11 protein-coding genes are annotated in these 14513 nt (G+C 69.7%); 9 read left to right on the forward strand and 2 right to left on the reverse strand.

What is annotated here, in order from left to right:
* Positions 1-5: 5 nt before the first annotated feature.
* A complete protein-coding gene (locus tag IT780_RS25550) occupies positions 6-1730 on the reverse strand; it encodes a sialidase family protein (protein WP_199514206.1) in 1725 nt (574 codons plus the stop codon).
* A 720-nt stretch (positions 1731-2450) separates the two neighbouring features.
* Here IT780_RS25550 and IT780_RS25555 point away from each other — a divergent pair.
* The 4 genes from IT780_RS25555 to yiaA all read left to right on the forward strand — a co-directional run bounded on the left by IT780_RS25555 (position 2451) and on the right by yiaA (position 6178).
* Positions 2451-2618 carry a hypothetical protein gene (locus IT780_RS25555; RefSeq protein WP_199514207.1) on the forward strand — a complete coding sequence of 56 codons (168 nt, stop codon included), beginning with the start codon at positions 2451-2453 and terminating at the stop codon, positions 2616-2618.
* Positions 2619-2694: 76 nt separating this feature from the next.
* Positions 2695-4308, forward strand: coding sequence for a cellulose binding domain-containing protein (locus IT780_RS25560; protein WP_199514208.1), 1614 nt, complete (start codon positions 2695-2697; stop codon positions 4306-4308).
* A gap of 414 nt (positions 4309-4722) precedes the next feature.
* Positions 4723-5040 (forward strand): hypothetical protein, encoded by a 318-nt coding sequence (locus IT780_RS25565; RefSeq protein WP_199514209.1) that lies wholly within the window; start codon positions 4723-4725, stop codon positions 5038-5040.
* A 658-nt stretch (positions 5041-5698) separates the two neighbouring features.
* Positions 5699-6178: an inner membrane protein YiaA gene (gene yiaA, locus IT780_RS25570; protein WP_199514210.1), complete on the forward strand. Its 480-nt coding sequence runs from the start codon at positions 5699-5701 to the stop codon at positions 6176-6178.
* 97 nt (positions 6179-6275) lie between these two features.
* Here yiaA and IT780_RS25575 read toward each other — a convergent pair whose 3' ends face one another.
* Positions 6276-7148, reverse strand: coding sequence for a hypothetical protein (locus IT780_RS25575; protein ID WP_199514211.1), 873 nt, complete (start codon positions 7146-7148; stop codon positions 6276-6278).
* A 719-nt stretch (positions 7149-7867) separates the two neighbouring features.
* On the opposite strand from IT780_RS25575, the gene IT780_RS25580 reads away from it, so the two are divergent.
* The 5 genes from IT780_RS25580 to IT780_RS25600 all read left to right on the forward strand — a co-directional run bounded on the left by IT780_RS25580 (position 7868) and on the right by IT780_RS25600 (position 14512).
* On the forward strand, positions 7868-8125 hold the full coding sequence (locus IT780_RS25580; protein WP_199514212.1) for a hypothetical protein: 258 nt from the start codon (positions 7868-7870) through the stop codon (positions 8123-8125).
* Positions 8126-8886: 761 nt separating this feature from the next.
* Positions 8887-11703, forward strand: a complete 2817-nt coding sequence (locus IT780_RS25585; RefSeq protein WP_199514213.1) for a cation-translocating P-type ATPase — start codon at positions 8887-8889, stop codon at positions 11701-11703.
* Between the two features lie 17 nt (positions 11704-11720).
* Positions 11721-12569 carry a polyphosphate kinase 2 gene (gene ppk2 / locus IT780_RS25590; RefSeq protein WP_199514214.1) on the forward strand — a complete coding sequence of 283 codons (849 nt, stop codon included), beginning with the start codon at positions 11721-11723 and terminating at the stop codon, positions 12567-12569.
* Between the two features lie 27 nt (positions 12570-12596).
* The gene (gene gadC, locus IT780_RS25595; protein ID WP_307831368.1) at positions 12597-14069 is read left to right on the forward strand and encodes a glutamate/gamma-aminobutyrate antiporter GadC; all 1473 of its coding nucleotides are present in this window, start codon (positions 12597-12599) and stop codon (positions 14067-14069) included.
* Positions 14069-14512, forward strand: a complete 444-nt coding sequence (locus tag IT780_RS25600) for a DUF732 domain-containing protein (RefSeq protein WP_199514313.1) — start codon at positions 14069-14071, stop codon at positions 14510-14512. The genes gadC and IT780_RS25600 overlap by 1 nt, the downstream gene beginning before the upstream one ends.
* Position 14513: the final 1 nt, after the last annotated feature.

Consider the following 14513-nt stretch of genomic DNA (forward strand, 5'->3'; position numbering starts at 1 on the left):
GGCTGTCACCTCTCGAACTTGCGCTGGCCGACGTTCGCGTCACCGAGCGCGTTGTCGCCCCAGGCCGCGATGGCGCCGGGGTTGCGGCCTGTGGCGTCCGTGGCGATGGCGATGTAGTCGCCCATGTAGGCGGGGTTCACGACCACGTCCTGCCAACCGGTGACCGGTGGGAACTGGGTCGCCGTGGCGCGCCTGTTCGACCAGGTCGCGCCGCCGTCGCCCGAGCGGGCGACGAACGTGTCGATCAGGAAGTTGCGGTCGTCGCGCCGGCGGTCGTAGTAGGTGGTCCAGACGGCGCCGGTGCTGTCGACGTCCACCGCGGGGAACCATTGGTCGATGCCGAGGGCGGGGTCGTCGTTGTTGACGCGTACGGGTGCCGACCAGGTCGTTCCGCCGTCGGTGGACCGGACGACCTGGATGTCGCCGAAGCAGTAGGTGGCCGATGCGTTGCAGAAGCCGGCCGGGTCGGGTTTCTGCCGGGCGCTCCCGTCGTGGTAGGTCACGTAGACCGTGCCGCGTCGCGGCCCGCGGCTCTGGTCGACCGCGAGGCCCTGCAGGTCCAGCCCGGTGCGGAACTGTCCTTGCAGGACGTTGCCGTCGCCGATGCCGGTGACGGGGGCGACCGTCGCGGCGGGGGCGAAGGTGGCGCCGAGGTCGGCCGACCGGCGGATCCGGATCTCGCGGGCGGCGCCGTCGGCGGCGAAGCGTTCCCAGCCCACGTACACGGTGTCGCCGGGGCCGGTCTCGACCTGGGCGGCCTGCAGCGAGGCGTCGAGTTCGCAGGCCTCGTCGAGGATCGCCGGAGTGGTCCAGGTCCGGCCGCCGTCGGTGGACCGGACATACTCCAGGGCGAAGTGCGCCTGGTCCGGGCAGGGACCGCCGGCGCCGGCGAGGCCGGTGAGATCGATGTCGAGGTACGCGACGTGGAGTACGTCGTCGGACGCCGCCGAGGTGGGTCCCGGTTCGACCGCCATCCACGGTTTGTCGAGGAAGTGCAGCTCGGCGTCCTTGGCGGAGGCGGCCACGGCCGGCGCGAAGGTGGTGCCGCCGTCCGTGGAGGCCGAGACGGTTATGTCGCTGGTGCCGGATGTGCCGCCGGGCGCGGTGTCCACGGCGAGCGAGGCGAAGTAGAAGTTCTGCGGGCTGGTGCACCCGATGACCGGGTCACCGAGCAGGTCGCGGAACATCAGGGTGCCGGGGATCGGGTCGGCGACCAGCGCCCCCCGGTCGGTGTAGTGGCGGCCGGCGTCGGTGGAGCGGGCCCAGCCGTTGAAGCTGAGGCTGCCGCTGGGGCTCTCCGCGAGGAAGGCGGTCGACACGAAGCTGCCCGAGTCGTTCCAGCCGATCAGCGCGTTCGACCCGCACCAGCCCGCCGTGGTCTCGCTCTGCGTCATACCGGTGAGCCGGCTGTAGAAGTCTTCCGCCGCGTACGTGTCGTTGGCGAATCCGGGGCGAGCGGCGCGCGGACCCTGCACCCGGACGCCCTGCCGCTGCCGGGCGGCGGCCAAGTCCCGCAGGTCGTCGCTGTCCTCGGCGAGTTTGAGCAGCGTCTGCCCGCCGGCGGAGAGGCGTTGCACCACCTCCGGTCGCAGCCGTTCGAGGTAGTTCTCGCCGTACTTCGTCAGGATCGCCAGGTGCTCACCCAGCGACATCGTGGGTGGTGCGGCCTGCCCGGAGCCGGCGGGGGTCATCGCCGCTATCAGTACGGTGGCCGCCAGGGCACCGCCCACCCGATTCCATGATCGTCTCACGTGCGTCCTCCAGCCTGCGTCGTGCGACCCGCGACGACGGGGCAGAGGCATCGGAAGGGATCCGGCTTCCCAGGCGGTGCGCGCTGCCCCGGGAACCGGTCGGCACTGCGCTGCAACGTTTCGGTGGCGATCGATGCTTGCACGCGGGCGCCCGGCTCGGCTGTCCAGCAGCCGACACCGGGCGCCCGCGGACGCCAGTCCTGGTCGGACGGTCGAGGATCACGATGTCGCGGAACGAGACCACGTCCTGTGGGGCGCCGTGAGCCTGGACGTCGATGTAGCCCACGGGAGCTCGAGTCGGGGTTGTCGGGGCGGCCCCGGAACGGCAGGCCGGGCACGTTGTCGTACACGTTGATCACCACGCCGTTGCGGGTCACATGGTTTCCGGGGCGCTCTCTTCGGCGCTCGCCCGCGTGCCGACCGCCTCGACCGGTGCGCCGGCGGTCCTCCGGCGGCTGGGCCACCCCGTTGCAGAGGTGAAGAACGCCGTGCGCGGCCGCAGTTTCAGTAGAGGCTGTCGACGTGCTTCGCGGGCGTGCGGCAAGTGAGGAAGCAAGGCGTCCACATAGCGGCAATTCGGCTCGCTGAAAATGTGTTACGTACGTCAGCCTCGATCGATGGTTGATACGCCGGAAATCTTCTGACAATATTTGCCCATCTCGATGGGAGCGCTCCCAGCTAGTCCGTGTGCGAGGTGTCATGCGCCAATCCGTGTCCGGGCGCCGGCTGCCGGTGGCCGCCGCCACGGCTGATGTGGTCACAGCCGTCGCCGGCGTCGCGGCCACCCACCTCCCATGCCGTACCTATGCCGTCAACAATCAGCGGCCCGGCGGCTTCATCGCGAACGTGAGCCACCGGCCTCGGTGAATTCAACGCTGAGCGTACGCATGCGGTCTCTCCACTGTATGCGCGCAGACTCCCGCTTTCACACGGAGGAACCCACATGACTTCTTGGACGCGTCGCCGGCTTCTGGCCGCCGGGTTGACGATCGGCTCGCTGGTGGCCGCCGGGGCTGTCTTCGCCCTGTCCGTACCCTCCGCGCAGGCGCTGGAGAACGGCGTCGCCCGGACGCCGCCGATGGGCTGGAACAGCTGGAACACGTTCGGATGCAACATCAATGAGACGCTGATCCGGCAGATGGCGGACGCCATTGTTTCGTCCGGCATGAGTGATCTTGGATATAAGTACGTGGTGGTGGACGACTGCTGGTTCAATCCCAATCGGGATTCGTCCGGTAATCTGCAGGGTGATCCGTCGCGGTTCCCGAGTGGAATGAAGTCGCTGGGGGACTATTTGCATGCCAAGGGGTTGAAGTTCGGCCTGTACGAGGTGCCGGGCACCAAAACCTGTGCGCAGGGGACGGGTGGTTATCCGGGGGCGACCGGCAGCCAGGGTCACGAGGCGCAGGACGCCCGGCAGTTCGCCTCGTGGGGGGTGGACTATCTCAAGTACGACTACTGCTCGGGCAGCGGCACGATCAACGATCAGGTAGCCACGTTCGCGAAGATGCGGGATGCGTTGGCGGCGACCGGCCGGCCGATCGTGTACAGCATCAATCCGAACAGTTTCCACTGCTGTACCGGTCCGCAGCGGAACTGGGGCGATGTGGCCAACCTGTGGCGCACCACGGAGGACATCACCAACAAGTGGGACACCGGGAATACCAACGGGTATCCGATGGGCATCCAGAACATCGTCAACGTCACGGTGCCGCTGGCCGGTAACGCCCGGCCGGGAGCGTTCAACGACCCGGACATGATGGAGGTCGGCCGAGGCGGGCTGACCGACACCGAGCAGCGTAGTCATTTCGCGTTGTGGGCGATGATGGCCTCGCCGTTGATCGCGGGCAACGACATACGGTCGATGTCCTCGGCGACGCAGACGATTCTCAAGAATGCGAACCTGGTTGCGATCAATCAGGACAGTCTGGCGGTGCAGGCGACACAGGTGTCCAACGACGGTTCCCGGCGGGTGCTGGCCAAGAAGCTGGCCAACGGAGACGTCGCGGTGGCGTTGTTCAACCAGAGCGGCAGTGCCACCACGATCAGCACCACGGCCGCGGCGATCGGCATGTCGGGCAGCTCGTTCACCCTGCGCGACGCGTGGAGCAACGCCACCAGCACCACGACCGGCGCGATCTCGGCCAGCGTCCCGTCCCACGGCACCATCGTCTACCGCGTCAGCAGGACCGACACGCCCAGTTCACCTCCGCCGGCCTCGGAGCCGCCGCCGGCCGCCGGCAGCTGCCGGGTCAGTGACACGATCAGCGCCTGGAACACCGGCCTGACCTCCAACCTCACCATCACCAACACCGGCACGACCGCCATCAGCGGCTGGTCCCTGGCGTTCACGCTGCCGAGTGGCCAAACCATCACCTCCGGCTGGAACGCCACCTATTCACCCAGCGCGGGCCAAGTGACGGCCAGGAACGTCTCCTACAACGGCGACCTCGCACCGAACGCGTCCCTGACGATCGGTTTCCAAGCCGACCACACCGGCAACGCCGCCGCCCCGACCTCGTTCACCTTGAACGGCGCCAGCTGCACAGTCGCCTGATCGCCGGACCGAGCGCGGCCTGGAACCAGCGGTTTCAGGCCGCGCCGCCCAGAGTCGAGCAAGCGGTGGCGCCGCTCGTGGCGCCGTCGGTGTGGCCTGCTGACGCGCGGGCTACGGCGTACCCATGCAACTTCTCGCCGATACGGACCCACAGGTGGTCGGAGGGAACATCAGCCTGACACCGAAGTGGCCATCGGCGGCGCGGGCGCGGTTCGGGTTCACCTGCCCGGATCGACACAAACGAAAGCCCCATGCGCTGACTTGCTGCGCACGGGGCAATGGTCGTGTCCGGAGCCCAACACGCGACCCCGGCCTAAGGATGATCTCCGTGGAGATAAGTGGTGTCCGAGGCCTAACACTCGAGATACGCCCACGGTGCTCGCCGCGAAGGCTCTGGCGAGTGCATGGTGATGGGTGATCGTCCGACCGCCGGCAACGGCGCTGCTGGCGGCCATCATGCGGCCGGATCGGGCGTCCGATGCGATCGCGAACGGTGAGGACGAGCGAGCCTTCTGCGGCAACCAACTCGAGCGCCTCCTGCCGTTGCTGCTTGCGCATCATGTGCAGGTGTGGTTGCCGGAGGCCGGCGTTCTGATCGACCCAGGCGATCCGGCACATCAGGCGTTGCCATGCTGCTGGACCACCACAGGCCGAGTGCGAGTTCATGTGCTGCCGGTCCACCACGGCCGCGATGCGTGTTCAGGCCAGGGCACAGTGCCGGCACCTTGGTGACCGTCCACCCTGCGGTTACCAGCTTGTCGACGCCGGGCGCACCCGAACGCCGCGCACCCCCCATAGGGGCACCGACTGCACCGCCTGATCCCGCCACGGCCGACCAGGTGCGGTGGATCTTCGCCCGCCGCCTCGACGGGTGGAGCGCCGCGGCCATCGCCCGCACCCTGAACGCCGGACATTGAGCGGCTCGCCGGTGATGCCGAGTTCGCTGCCCGCCGACTGCTCGGCCTGGAACAGGCGGGCCCGGGTACTTCGACGCGCGCCCGGTCGACGTCGAGCACGCGACCGGCCGCCGGCTGGATCACCGCGGCCACCTTCAGCGCGATGCCGGTTGGCCGGGCCAGGCTACGTGACGAAGCGGCTTTACAGCGCGACGTCGACGCGATGCGTGAGATCCAGGGCGGCGTACCACGCGGAGGAGGCCGCCCACGACGCTGCGGGCGCGCTCGGCTGGCTCGTCACACGGCCTTCAGCGCTCTGCTCAGGGCTGATCGTCGGCGGGCTGGTGGTGGTCGTCACCCTCATCAGTCGCCGCCGGAGGCCGCGGCCACGACTGCCTGAGGCACCCGGGAGCTGAGTACCTCGACTCAGGCGCCCGGGCCCGCGGGTGCCGCAGGCTGATGCTCCCCGCCGAACCTTGAGCCAGGAGCACGCCGTGACCAGTCAGTCCTCCGTCCCGATCAAACCCACTGCTGCCTTCGTCGGCGCCTCCTGGGCCGCGCTTCTGCTTGGGGTGGTGACGTTTGCCGTCGGGCTGTGGAACGCGTCCATGATCAAGAGCGAAAAGGGCTTTTACGCCGCCGTTCTAGTGCTCGGCCTGTTCGCCGCTGTCTCGTTGCAGAAGGCGGTGCGGGACCGGGCCGAGGGTCTGCCGGTCTCGGCGCTCTACCTCGGGTTGTCGTGGTCGGTGTTGGCCCTGGCGGTCCTGATGCTGGTCGTCGGCCTGTGGAACAGCGGGATGACCCTCAGTGAGAAAGGCTTCTACGGTCTCGCCTTCGGCCTAGCGCTGTTTGCCGCGGTCGCCGTGCAGAAGAATGTCCGGGACGCCCTGCGGGACCGGGCGCCGTCGCACGCCGTTGCCGTGCTACCGGACGTCCAGCAGTGGGCCGGCCGGCGCGATGGGTCCGCGGCCTGACCCCGGACCGGCTCGGTTAGCCGTGGAATAGCACGGCGCCGCCACTCGCGCCGTGCCTCCGCGTCACCGCGGTCGCCGCGCGAGCGACGGTGACGGATTACCTCGTCAGCTGCCCGTAGTCGACGACCTCGGCGTCCGCCGGAGCTTTGAACGCGGGGATGCTCGCCCCAAAGTCGGTGAAACTGATGTGGCCGTCGGTAAGAACCTGCGCCTCGATCCGCAGCGGGTACGGCTCGCCGACCGTCGCGACGTAGAGCGTGCCGCCCTCCGGCCCGTTGTCGACCAGACCGATGGCGGGAACACCGTCGATCTCCTTGGCCGGTCCCTTCGTGACCTTGCCCTCGTTGTCCAGCAGCTCCGCAATGCTGGCGGCACCGAACAGCCCGGAGAGGTTCTTGTCGCCGGGGGGCACCTTGGCCCATTTCCCACCCACCGACCGGGTGAGCTCCTTCGCCTTCCGCGGATCGCCGATCATCGACCAGAACTGCTCGTTCGGCCGGACGTATTGCTGGCCACCGACCTCGAGCAGTTCCGCCTTCGCGGCACCCATCGCCAGTGACCCGCTCAGGTCCGAACCGCGGATCTGGAATTCGATCGTCGCCCGCTGGCCTGCGCTTTTCATGTCGCCGTTGATGCGGTAAGAGGTTGCACCTTTGACGGCGGTGTGGGCGCGCCGCAGAATCTGGTCTGCGGGCAGCGCCGCGACGCCGTTGTCCGTCGCCGTCGAGGGCGTCACCGACGGCGACGGCGCCGTCGAGACGCCGCCGTTGTTGTTGCTGCTCTGGCAGCCGGTCAGCAGCAATGCGGCCGTGGCCGCGAGCGTGACTCCGGCGTGCTTGATCGTCTCGATCTTCATTCCCATGTCCCCCGTTTCCGGTCGGCAGGCCCGGGACGTTATCGCAGTCGGACCAGCATCGATTCGCCGGGACGGACCCACCGTGCCGGTGCAGGAGGTGCTGTCACGGGTCACCTGGACCGCTGGCAGGCCGGGTGGTGACTGAGAGAGTTGCATAGGGCCGGCTTCGCCCGTTACAGCCACACCACGGCGCGAGACGTGCCGAGGTGGCCCGCCTACAAACCGGAGGCCCGCCAACATGTGGATCGACGCCACCAGCAAGATCGTCACCGACCGGGACAGACAAGAACGAATCTTCTGCAAAGTCCGCATCTGAGACCCGGTAGTCGTCGGCCACCAGTGCGTCCCGTGCGGAGCAGCACTTCATTGATCTGCTGCTCCGCACGAGCAGGCCGGCCTACGGCTTGCGCTGGCTCAGCGGTCCCGCTGCGGGTCCCGATGCTCACCGGGCTCCACCGCTACCGGCTCACCGGACTGTTCATTTGCGGGTTGCGCGGGCGCCAAGCGGAGGGGCACTGGGCACAGCCGCGCCGAGAGTCATCTCCGCGATCGCCAGACTCAGCAAGCCGAGGTTCCAGCGCCTACCGTCTTCATCCCGGGCGACGGATCACCGCTTGACGTCCATCGGAGCATCCGACCCGGCGCCAACGTTCGAGAGCGCCCGGGGGGGGGTGACCTCACCGATTCCTGGCGCCATCGTCAATCGCTCCTGCGGGGTGACGCCATGCCGCTCGCAGACTGCCATGGTGGCCGGAGCGCACACCGTGCCGGATCAGAGTGGAGGCTCGAAGATGGTACGAACACAGTCATATCCTGGACGGTCGACTCGCCGGATGCTTGTGGCGGCCGCGGTGCTGGAGGGGGCGGCGGGCGTTCTCGGGATCGCCGGCCTCGCTCTGTGCACGATGGCGGTCGCCTCCGTGACTCGGCAGCGGGTGGCGAAGATGGAGATCCCGCCGTCCGAGCTGGCTCGGCAGCAGTTCGGCAGGTTCAGGGCTGCGACCTCCGCCGGCGTGAGCGCCTGGCGCACCATGCCGTCCGGGCCGCCGGTCGATGGCCTGCGGCCGGAGCGGGAGGCGTCACGGCGTTGAGCGCGGCCGCCGCCGGCCGTCGGTGCATCCGGCGGCCGGCCGCTAGGCCGGCATCCTGGGATCCGGCTGCCGGGTACAGGGCACGCCGGATCCGTGCTCGGCTATCCGACCCGGATGAGGAGGCAGCAGCCGGCTCCGAGGCCGGATGCGGTGGCGCCGGGCTCGGCCCTCGTCGCGCCGTCCACTCGTCCGGCTCCCAGGGTCAGTACCGGTAGTCGTGTCGCACGCGGATCGGACGGCGCGAGCAGGACGACGACCGGGAATTGGCCCTCGGGCTTCATGCGGTCCTCTCGGAACGTCGGCTGTGTGCTCCACCATGCCGTCCAGGGCACAACCAGCACGGCGGCCGTCACTGCCAGGGCCGCCGACCACGCGCCCGCACTGCGGCGCCGGCGTCGGGGGTTGCCGGAGCACAGGCTCCTCCGCTGAGGCCGTACGTCGCCGTCCCCGGACGTTCTGGGGGCCCCCGATCGCGGCCTCCCGCCGTCGACCGCCTGCGCGTCGTGGTCGATGCCAGAACAGCGTGGTTGTCCCATCGCCTCAGGATGGACGTCGCCGTGGCCGGCGAACGTCATCTGCCAGGGACGAAAAGCCCTCTACCATGCCGCCCGGTCGTGGCCGTGTGCGCCGGTGTCGGAGACACCGGATACGGACGGCGCGCCGAAACCATCCATTGAGGGTGAGGAGTGCCCACCGCCGACGCGTGACCGTGAACCCGTACGCCGGGCGGGATCGGCCTGTCCGCACCCTGGGGGCACACGATGACGGAAACGACCAGCGCGATCGATGAACAGCGGTCCGGCGCTGCGGCCGGTCGACCTCCGTGGTACGCCTGCACGGCCGCCGAGGCGGTGACGGCACTGGGTACGGATGCCGAGCGCGGGCTGGCACCGGCGGCGGCCGTCGAACGGCTCCGCCGGCTCGGGCCGAACCGCATCGCCGAGGAGAAGCCGCCGCCGGCGTGGGCGGTGGCGATGCAGCAGCTGCGCGATCCCATGAACATCATGCTGGTGGTCGTGGTGGCGGCCGGGATCGTCATCGGTGAGTTCTCGACCGCCCTGATCGTGACGCTGCTCGTGCTGCTCAACGTCGTCCTCGGGGCGAGGCAGGAGCTGGCCGCGCGGGCCAGCGTGGACGCCCTGGCCAAGATGCAGGTCCCGGCCGCGCGGGTGCTGCGCGACGGCCACGCCGAGGTGCTGGCTGCCGTCGAGCTGGTGCCCGGCGACGTCGTGCACCTGGAGGCCGGGGATGTCGTCCCGGCGGACGGGCGCGTGCTGCGTTCGGCCACGCTCGAGACCCAGGAGGCGGCCCTCACGGGCGAGAGCGCACCGGTGACGAAGGACGCCGCCGCTCTTCCACCGGGCGAGGTGGCCCTCGGGGACCGGTCCAACATGCTGTTCCAGAACACCTCGGTGACCCGGGGCACGGCGACGATGGTGGTCACGGCGACCGGCATGCAGACCGAGATGGGCCGCATCGCCACCATGCTGACCCAGGTCCAGCGGACCCGGTCGCCGTTGCAGCGTGAGCTGGACAGCCTGACCAAGGCGCTCGGGATCATCGCCTGGACCGCGGTCGTGTTCATCGTCGTGGTGGGCTGGGCGCGCGGCCTGGAGCTGGATCAGCTCCTGCTGCTGGGCACCGCGATGGCGATCTCCGCGATCCCGACCGGGCTGCCGGCGTTCGTCGCGGCGTTGCTGTCCTTCGGTGCGAAGAACCTCGCCGCGGCGCGCGCCATCGTCAAGAACCTCACCGATGTGGAGACGCTCGGCGCCACGAGCGCCATCAACACCGACAAGACCGGCACGCTGACCATGAACCAGATGATGGTGTCGGTGCTGTACGCCCGCCGGGCCTGGTTCTCCGTGGCGGGCGAGGGCTACCGGAAGTCCGGGGCGATCACCTCGGCGGCCGGGACCGCCGTTCCGGACTTCACCGGGCTGGCGCTGGGACTCGTGCTCGACAGCGATGCGACCGTCGCGGACGACGGAGCGGTGGTCGGCGATCCCACCGAGGCGGCGCTGGTGGTCCTGGCGGCCAAGCTGGGCGTTGACGCCGAGGAGACGCGGCGGGCGTATCCGCGCCTGGCCGAGGTGCCGTTCGACTCCGAGTACAAGTTCATGGCGACCTTCCATCGGTATCCGGTGGACGGCGTGGAGCGGGTCATCGAGCTGGTCAAGGGCGCGCCGGACGTGATCCTGACCCGCTGCGACCGCGCCGGGGGGCTGCTGCTCGACGACGCCGTACCGATCGGCGAGGTCCGCGACGAGATCGAGGCGGCCAACCGGCGGATGGGCGCGCAGGGGCTGCGGGTGCTGGCGTTCGCGGCCCGGATCCTCGACGGCGACGAGGAGGGGACGCCGGCCCGCGATCCGATGTCGCTCACCGGCCGGCTGATCTTCGTCGGCATGGTGGGCATCATCGACCCCCTGCGCGCGGAGGCGCGTGACGCGGTCCGTACCGCCCTGCGGGCCGGGATCGACGTCCGCATGATCACCGGCGACCATGCGGTGACGGCCCAGGCGATCGCCGGCATGCTGGGGCTCGGCCCCGGCGCGATCAGCGGTGCCGAGCTGCGGCAACTGTCCGACGAGGAGCTCGTCCGGCGGCTGCCCGAGCTGCACGTCTTCGGCCGGGTGTCGCCGGAGGACAAGCTGCGGCTGGCGCGCGCGATGCAGCGGCAGGGTCAGATCGTCGCCATGACCGGTGACGCCGTCAACGACGCGGCGGCGCTGAAGCAGGCCGACATCGGCGTCGCCATGGGCAGCGGCAGCGAGGTCACGAAGCAGGCGGCCCGCATGATCCTCACGGACGACAACTTCGGCACGCTGGTGCGCGCGGTCGAGATCGGCCGCAAGGTGTACGAGAAGATCGTCGCGTACGTGCGGTATCAGATGACGCAGCTGCTGGCGCTGGTGCTGCTCTTCGTGGCGGCCACCGCGTTCAACATCAACCGGGGTATGGCGCTGACCCCCTCGATGGTGCTGTACCTGTTCTTCTTCGCCACCGCTGTGGGCGTGGTCATCATCGCCGTGGACCCGGGCGACCCGCAGGTCATGCATCGGCCGCCACGCGATCCGTCGGTGCCGATCACCAATCCACGGGCGGTCCTGTTCTGGGTGCTGTACGCCGTGGTCCTGTTCGCCGCCGCCCTGGTGCCGCTCGTCGCCGGGCCGGACGAGCCGAGCACCACCGCGCCCAGCGCCGCCGTGACGATGGCGTTCGTCGTGCTCGGGCTCGGCACGGTCGGCAATGCCATCACCAACCGCCGTGACCCGGCCGGTGGGCTGCTGCCGCCGATCGTCAAAGCCGCCGCCATCGGCCTGGTCACGGTCGCCCTGCTCGTGCTCGCCACCCGGGTGGACTTCCTGCAGGCCAGCCTCCTGACCCAGCCACTGACCGGCCCGCAATGGCTGGCCTGCCTGGCTCTCGCGCTGGCGCTGCCCGTGGTCGTCGAGACGGCGAAGCTCATCCGCCGGGTTCGCGTGCCGACGGTGCCCGGCGACCCGGTGGAGACGGTCACGCCGCGCCGAGCCCGTCCGCCGGCGCCGATCCGTACCGCGCCGCCCGTCACCTGAGGCGCCGAGGAGGACACATGGTCAAGCACAAGCACGCCGCACAGGCCGCACACGCCGGTCACCCGCCGGGGGACAACGGTGGTCCGCCCCGGCCGCGCCTGAAGAACAAGGCGTACCGGCAGGAGCTCCGCCTGCTGCACGGCGAACTGGTCGCGTTGCAGGAGTGGGTGAGGGGCACCGGCGCCAAGGTGTGCGTGCTGTTCGAGGGCCGCGACACCGCCGGCAAGGGCGGCACGATCAAGGCGATCACCGAGCGGGTCAGCCCGCGGGTGTTCCGGGTCGTCGCGCTGCCCGCGCCCACCGCGCGCGAGCGGTCCCAGATGTACCTGCAGCGCTACCTGCCGCATCTGCCCGGGGCCGGCGACGTGGTCATCTTCGACCGCAGCTGGTACAACCGCGCCGGCGTCGAGCGGGTGATGGGATTCTGCACCGAGGCGCAGGCGGACGAGTTTCTGCACGCGACGCCGGACGTGGAGCGCGCCATCGTCGACTCCGGCGTGATCCTGCTCAAGTACTGGCTGGAGGTCGGCGCCGAGGAGCAGACGCGCCGCCTGCAGAGCCGGATCGACGACCCGCGCAAGGTGTGGAAGCTGTCCGACCTGGACCTGAAGTCGTACAGCCACTGGCACGACTACTCCCGGTGCCGGGACGAGATGTTCCGGGCGACCGACACCGCCTGGGCGCCCTGGTACGTGGCCCGTACCGACGACAAGAAGCGCGGCCGGCTCAACATCATCAGCCACCTGCTCAGCAGCATCCCGTACGAGCCGCTCGCGCGCCGCTCGGTGAGCCTGCCGAAGCGGCACAAGCCGACCGGCCACCGGGAGCCGGCCGTACCGCTGCGCCACATCCCGACACCGTACTGACCGTCCCGCAGAATCGGAGGAACCATCGTGAGTACGAAGGATGTCCCCGCGAGCCGATCGGCACCGCCGACGGACGCACGGGCCGCCGGGGGTACCCGGGCGCCCGCGGTCGCCTACATCTCCTGGGTCGCGCTCGCCCTCATGACGACCAGTTCGGTGGCGAGCCTGCGCCCGTCACCGACGATGGCCGTGTACGGGCTTGCGGCCGTCTTCCTCTACCTCATCCCGGCTCTGGTCTTCCTGATCCCGACCTCGCTCGTCTCGGCCGAGCTGGCCTCCGGCTGGAGCGGCGGCGTGTACCGCTGGGTGAGCGAGGGCATCTCGAAGCCGATGGGCTTCCTCGCCGTCTGGTGCCAGTTCGCCATGACGGTCTTCTACTACCCCAGCCTGCTGGGCTTCGTGGCGGCCACCCTGGCGTACGTCATCAACCCGGACCTGGCCTCCAGCGGGGTCTGGACCGCGATCGTCATCGTGGTGTGCTACTGGACCGGGGTGTGGGTGTCCTCGCGGGGCACCAAGGGCGTGGCCGGGCTGGCCAGCAGCGGTCTGATCATCGGCACCCTGATCCCCGGCGTGCTGCTGGTCACGCTCGGTCTCGTCTTCCTCGGGCAGGGCAACGAGTCGGCCGCGCCGATGACCGCCGACAACCTCCTGCCGGCGTGGGCGGGCCTGGCGAGCCTGGTGCTCATCGTCAACAACTTCCTGTCGTACTCGGGCATGGAGATGAACGCGGTGCACGTGTCCTCACTGCGTGACCCCGCCAAGCAGTTCCCCAAGGCGATGTTCCTGGCGATGGGCCTGGTGCTGCTGATCTTCATCCCGCCCGCGCTGGCGATCAGCTGGATCGTGCCGGCCGAGCAACTGTCGCTGACCGCGGGCATCATGCAGGCGTTCGACGCGGTGTTCGCCGAGTTCGGCACGCAGTGGCTCACCCCGATCATCGGGGTCATGCTGGTGATGGCGTCGCTGGGCGGCATGCTCACCTGGCTGGCCGGCCCGTCGCGTGGTCTCTTGCTCATCTCCCGGCAGGAGGGCTACCTCCCGCCGTTCCTGCAGCGCCTGAACAAGCACGGCGTCCAGCAGAACATCCTGGTGACCCAGGGCCTGATCACCACGCTGATCGCGCTGGGATACGCCCTGATCCCGGACGTCTCGAGCGCGTACTGGATCTTCTCGGTGATCACCACGCAGGTCTACCTGATCATGTACCTGCTGATGTTCGTCGCCGCGGCCCGGCTGCGCCGGCGGCAGCCCGACCACCCCCGCGGGTACCGCGCCCCGATGCTCGTCGGGCTGTGCGGCGTCGGTTTCGCCGCCTCGCTCGCCGCCCTGCTGATCGGATTCATCCCGCCGTCGCAGTTCGGCTCCGGCAACGTCGGGGTCTACCTGCTGATCGTGGCCGGTGGCGCGCTCGGCCTCGGCCTGCTCGTGCCCTATCTGTTCTACCGGCTGCGCAAGCCGTCCTGGCGGACGGCGACCCCCGAGGAGGTGCCGGCGTGATGCGAGCGACCGTCAATGACGCGGACCGGACCCGCCGGACGACGTACATCGTGCTCGGCGTGATCTTCCTGCTGCTCGCCGGCGTCGCGCTGTTCGCCTTCAGTTCGGCGCGGTCGACGGCCGAGGCGGAGGCCAAGGCGGACCAGTACATCGCCGAACTGAACGCGAACGGCCTGCGGGTCCCCTCCAAGGACCAGATCGTCAAGGTGCTCGGCGACGACGGGGGCGCGCTCTGCGACGACCCGGCCTCCGGGCTCAACCGCGCCGTCCTGTACGGCGCGCTGACCAACGGCGCGGGCGGTCCGGGCAGCCGGCCGGTGATCGCCGACAACAACGTGCTCAAGGGCCAGCTGCTGGCCATCCGGGTGTACTGCCCGGACGAGCTGGAGAAGTTCACCGAGGTCGCTGACGGCCTCCGCTACGCCGACGTGGCGCAGGGGTGAG

It is taken from the genome of Nucisporomicrobium flavum (assembly GCF_016464385.1).
GTDB classification, from domain to species: domain Bacteria; phylum Actinomycetota; class Actinomycetes; order Mycobacteriales; family Micromonosporaceae; genus Actinoplanes; species Actinoplanes flavus_A.

Bases quoted from the DNA above. Each gene is read 5' to 3' on its own strand.
- IT780_RS25585 (WP_199514213.1), top strand. From the start codon at position 8,887: ATGACGGAAACGACCAGCGCGATCGATGAACAGCGGTCCGGCGCTGCG.
- IT780_RS25600 (WP_199514313.1), top strand. From the start codon at position 14,069: ATGCGAGCGACCGTCAATGACGCGGACCGGACCCGCCGGACGACGTAC.
- IT780_RS25555 (WP_199514207.1), top strand. From the start codon at position 2,451: ATGCGCCAATCCGTGTCCGGGCGCCGGCTGCCGGTGGCCGCCGCCACG.
- ppk2 (WP_199514214.1), top strand. From the start codon at position 11,721: ATGGTCAAGCACAAGCACGCCGCACAGGCCGCACACGCCGGTCACCCG.
- IT780_RS25560 (WP_199514208.1), top strand. From the start codon at position 2,695: ATGACTTCTTGGACGCGTCGCCGGCTTCTGGCCGCCGGGTTGACGATC.
- IT780_RS25580 (WP_199514212.1), top strand. From the start codon at position 7,868: ATGCTTGTGGCGGCCGCGGTGCTGGAGGGGGCGGCGGGCGTTCTCGGG.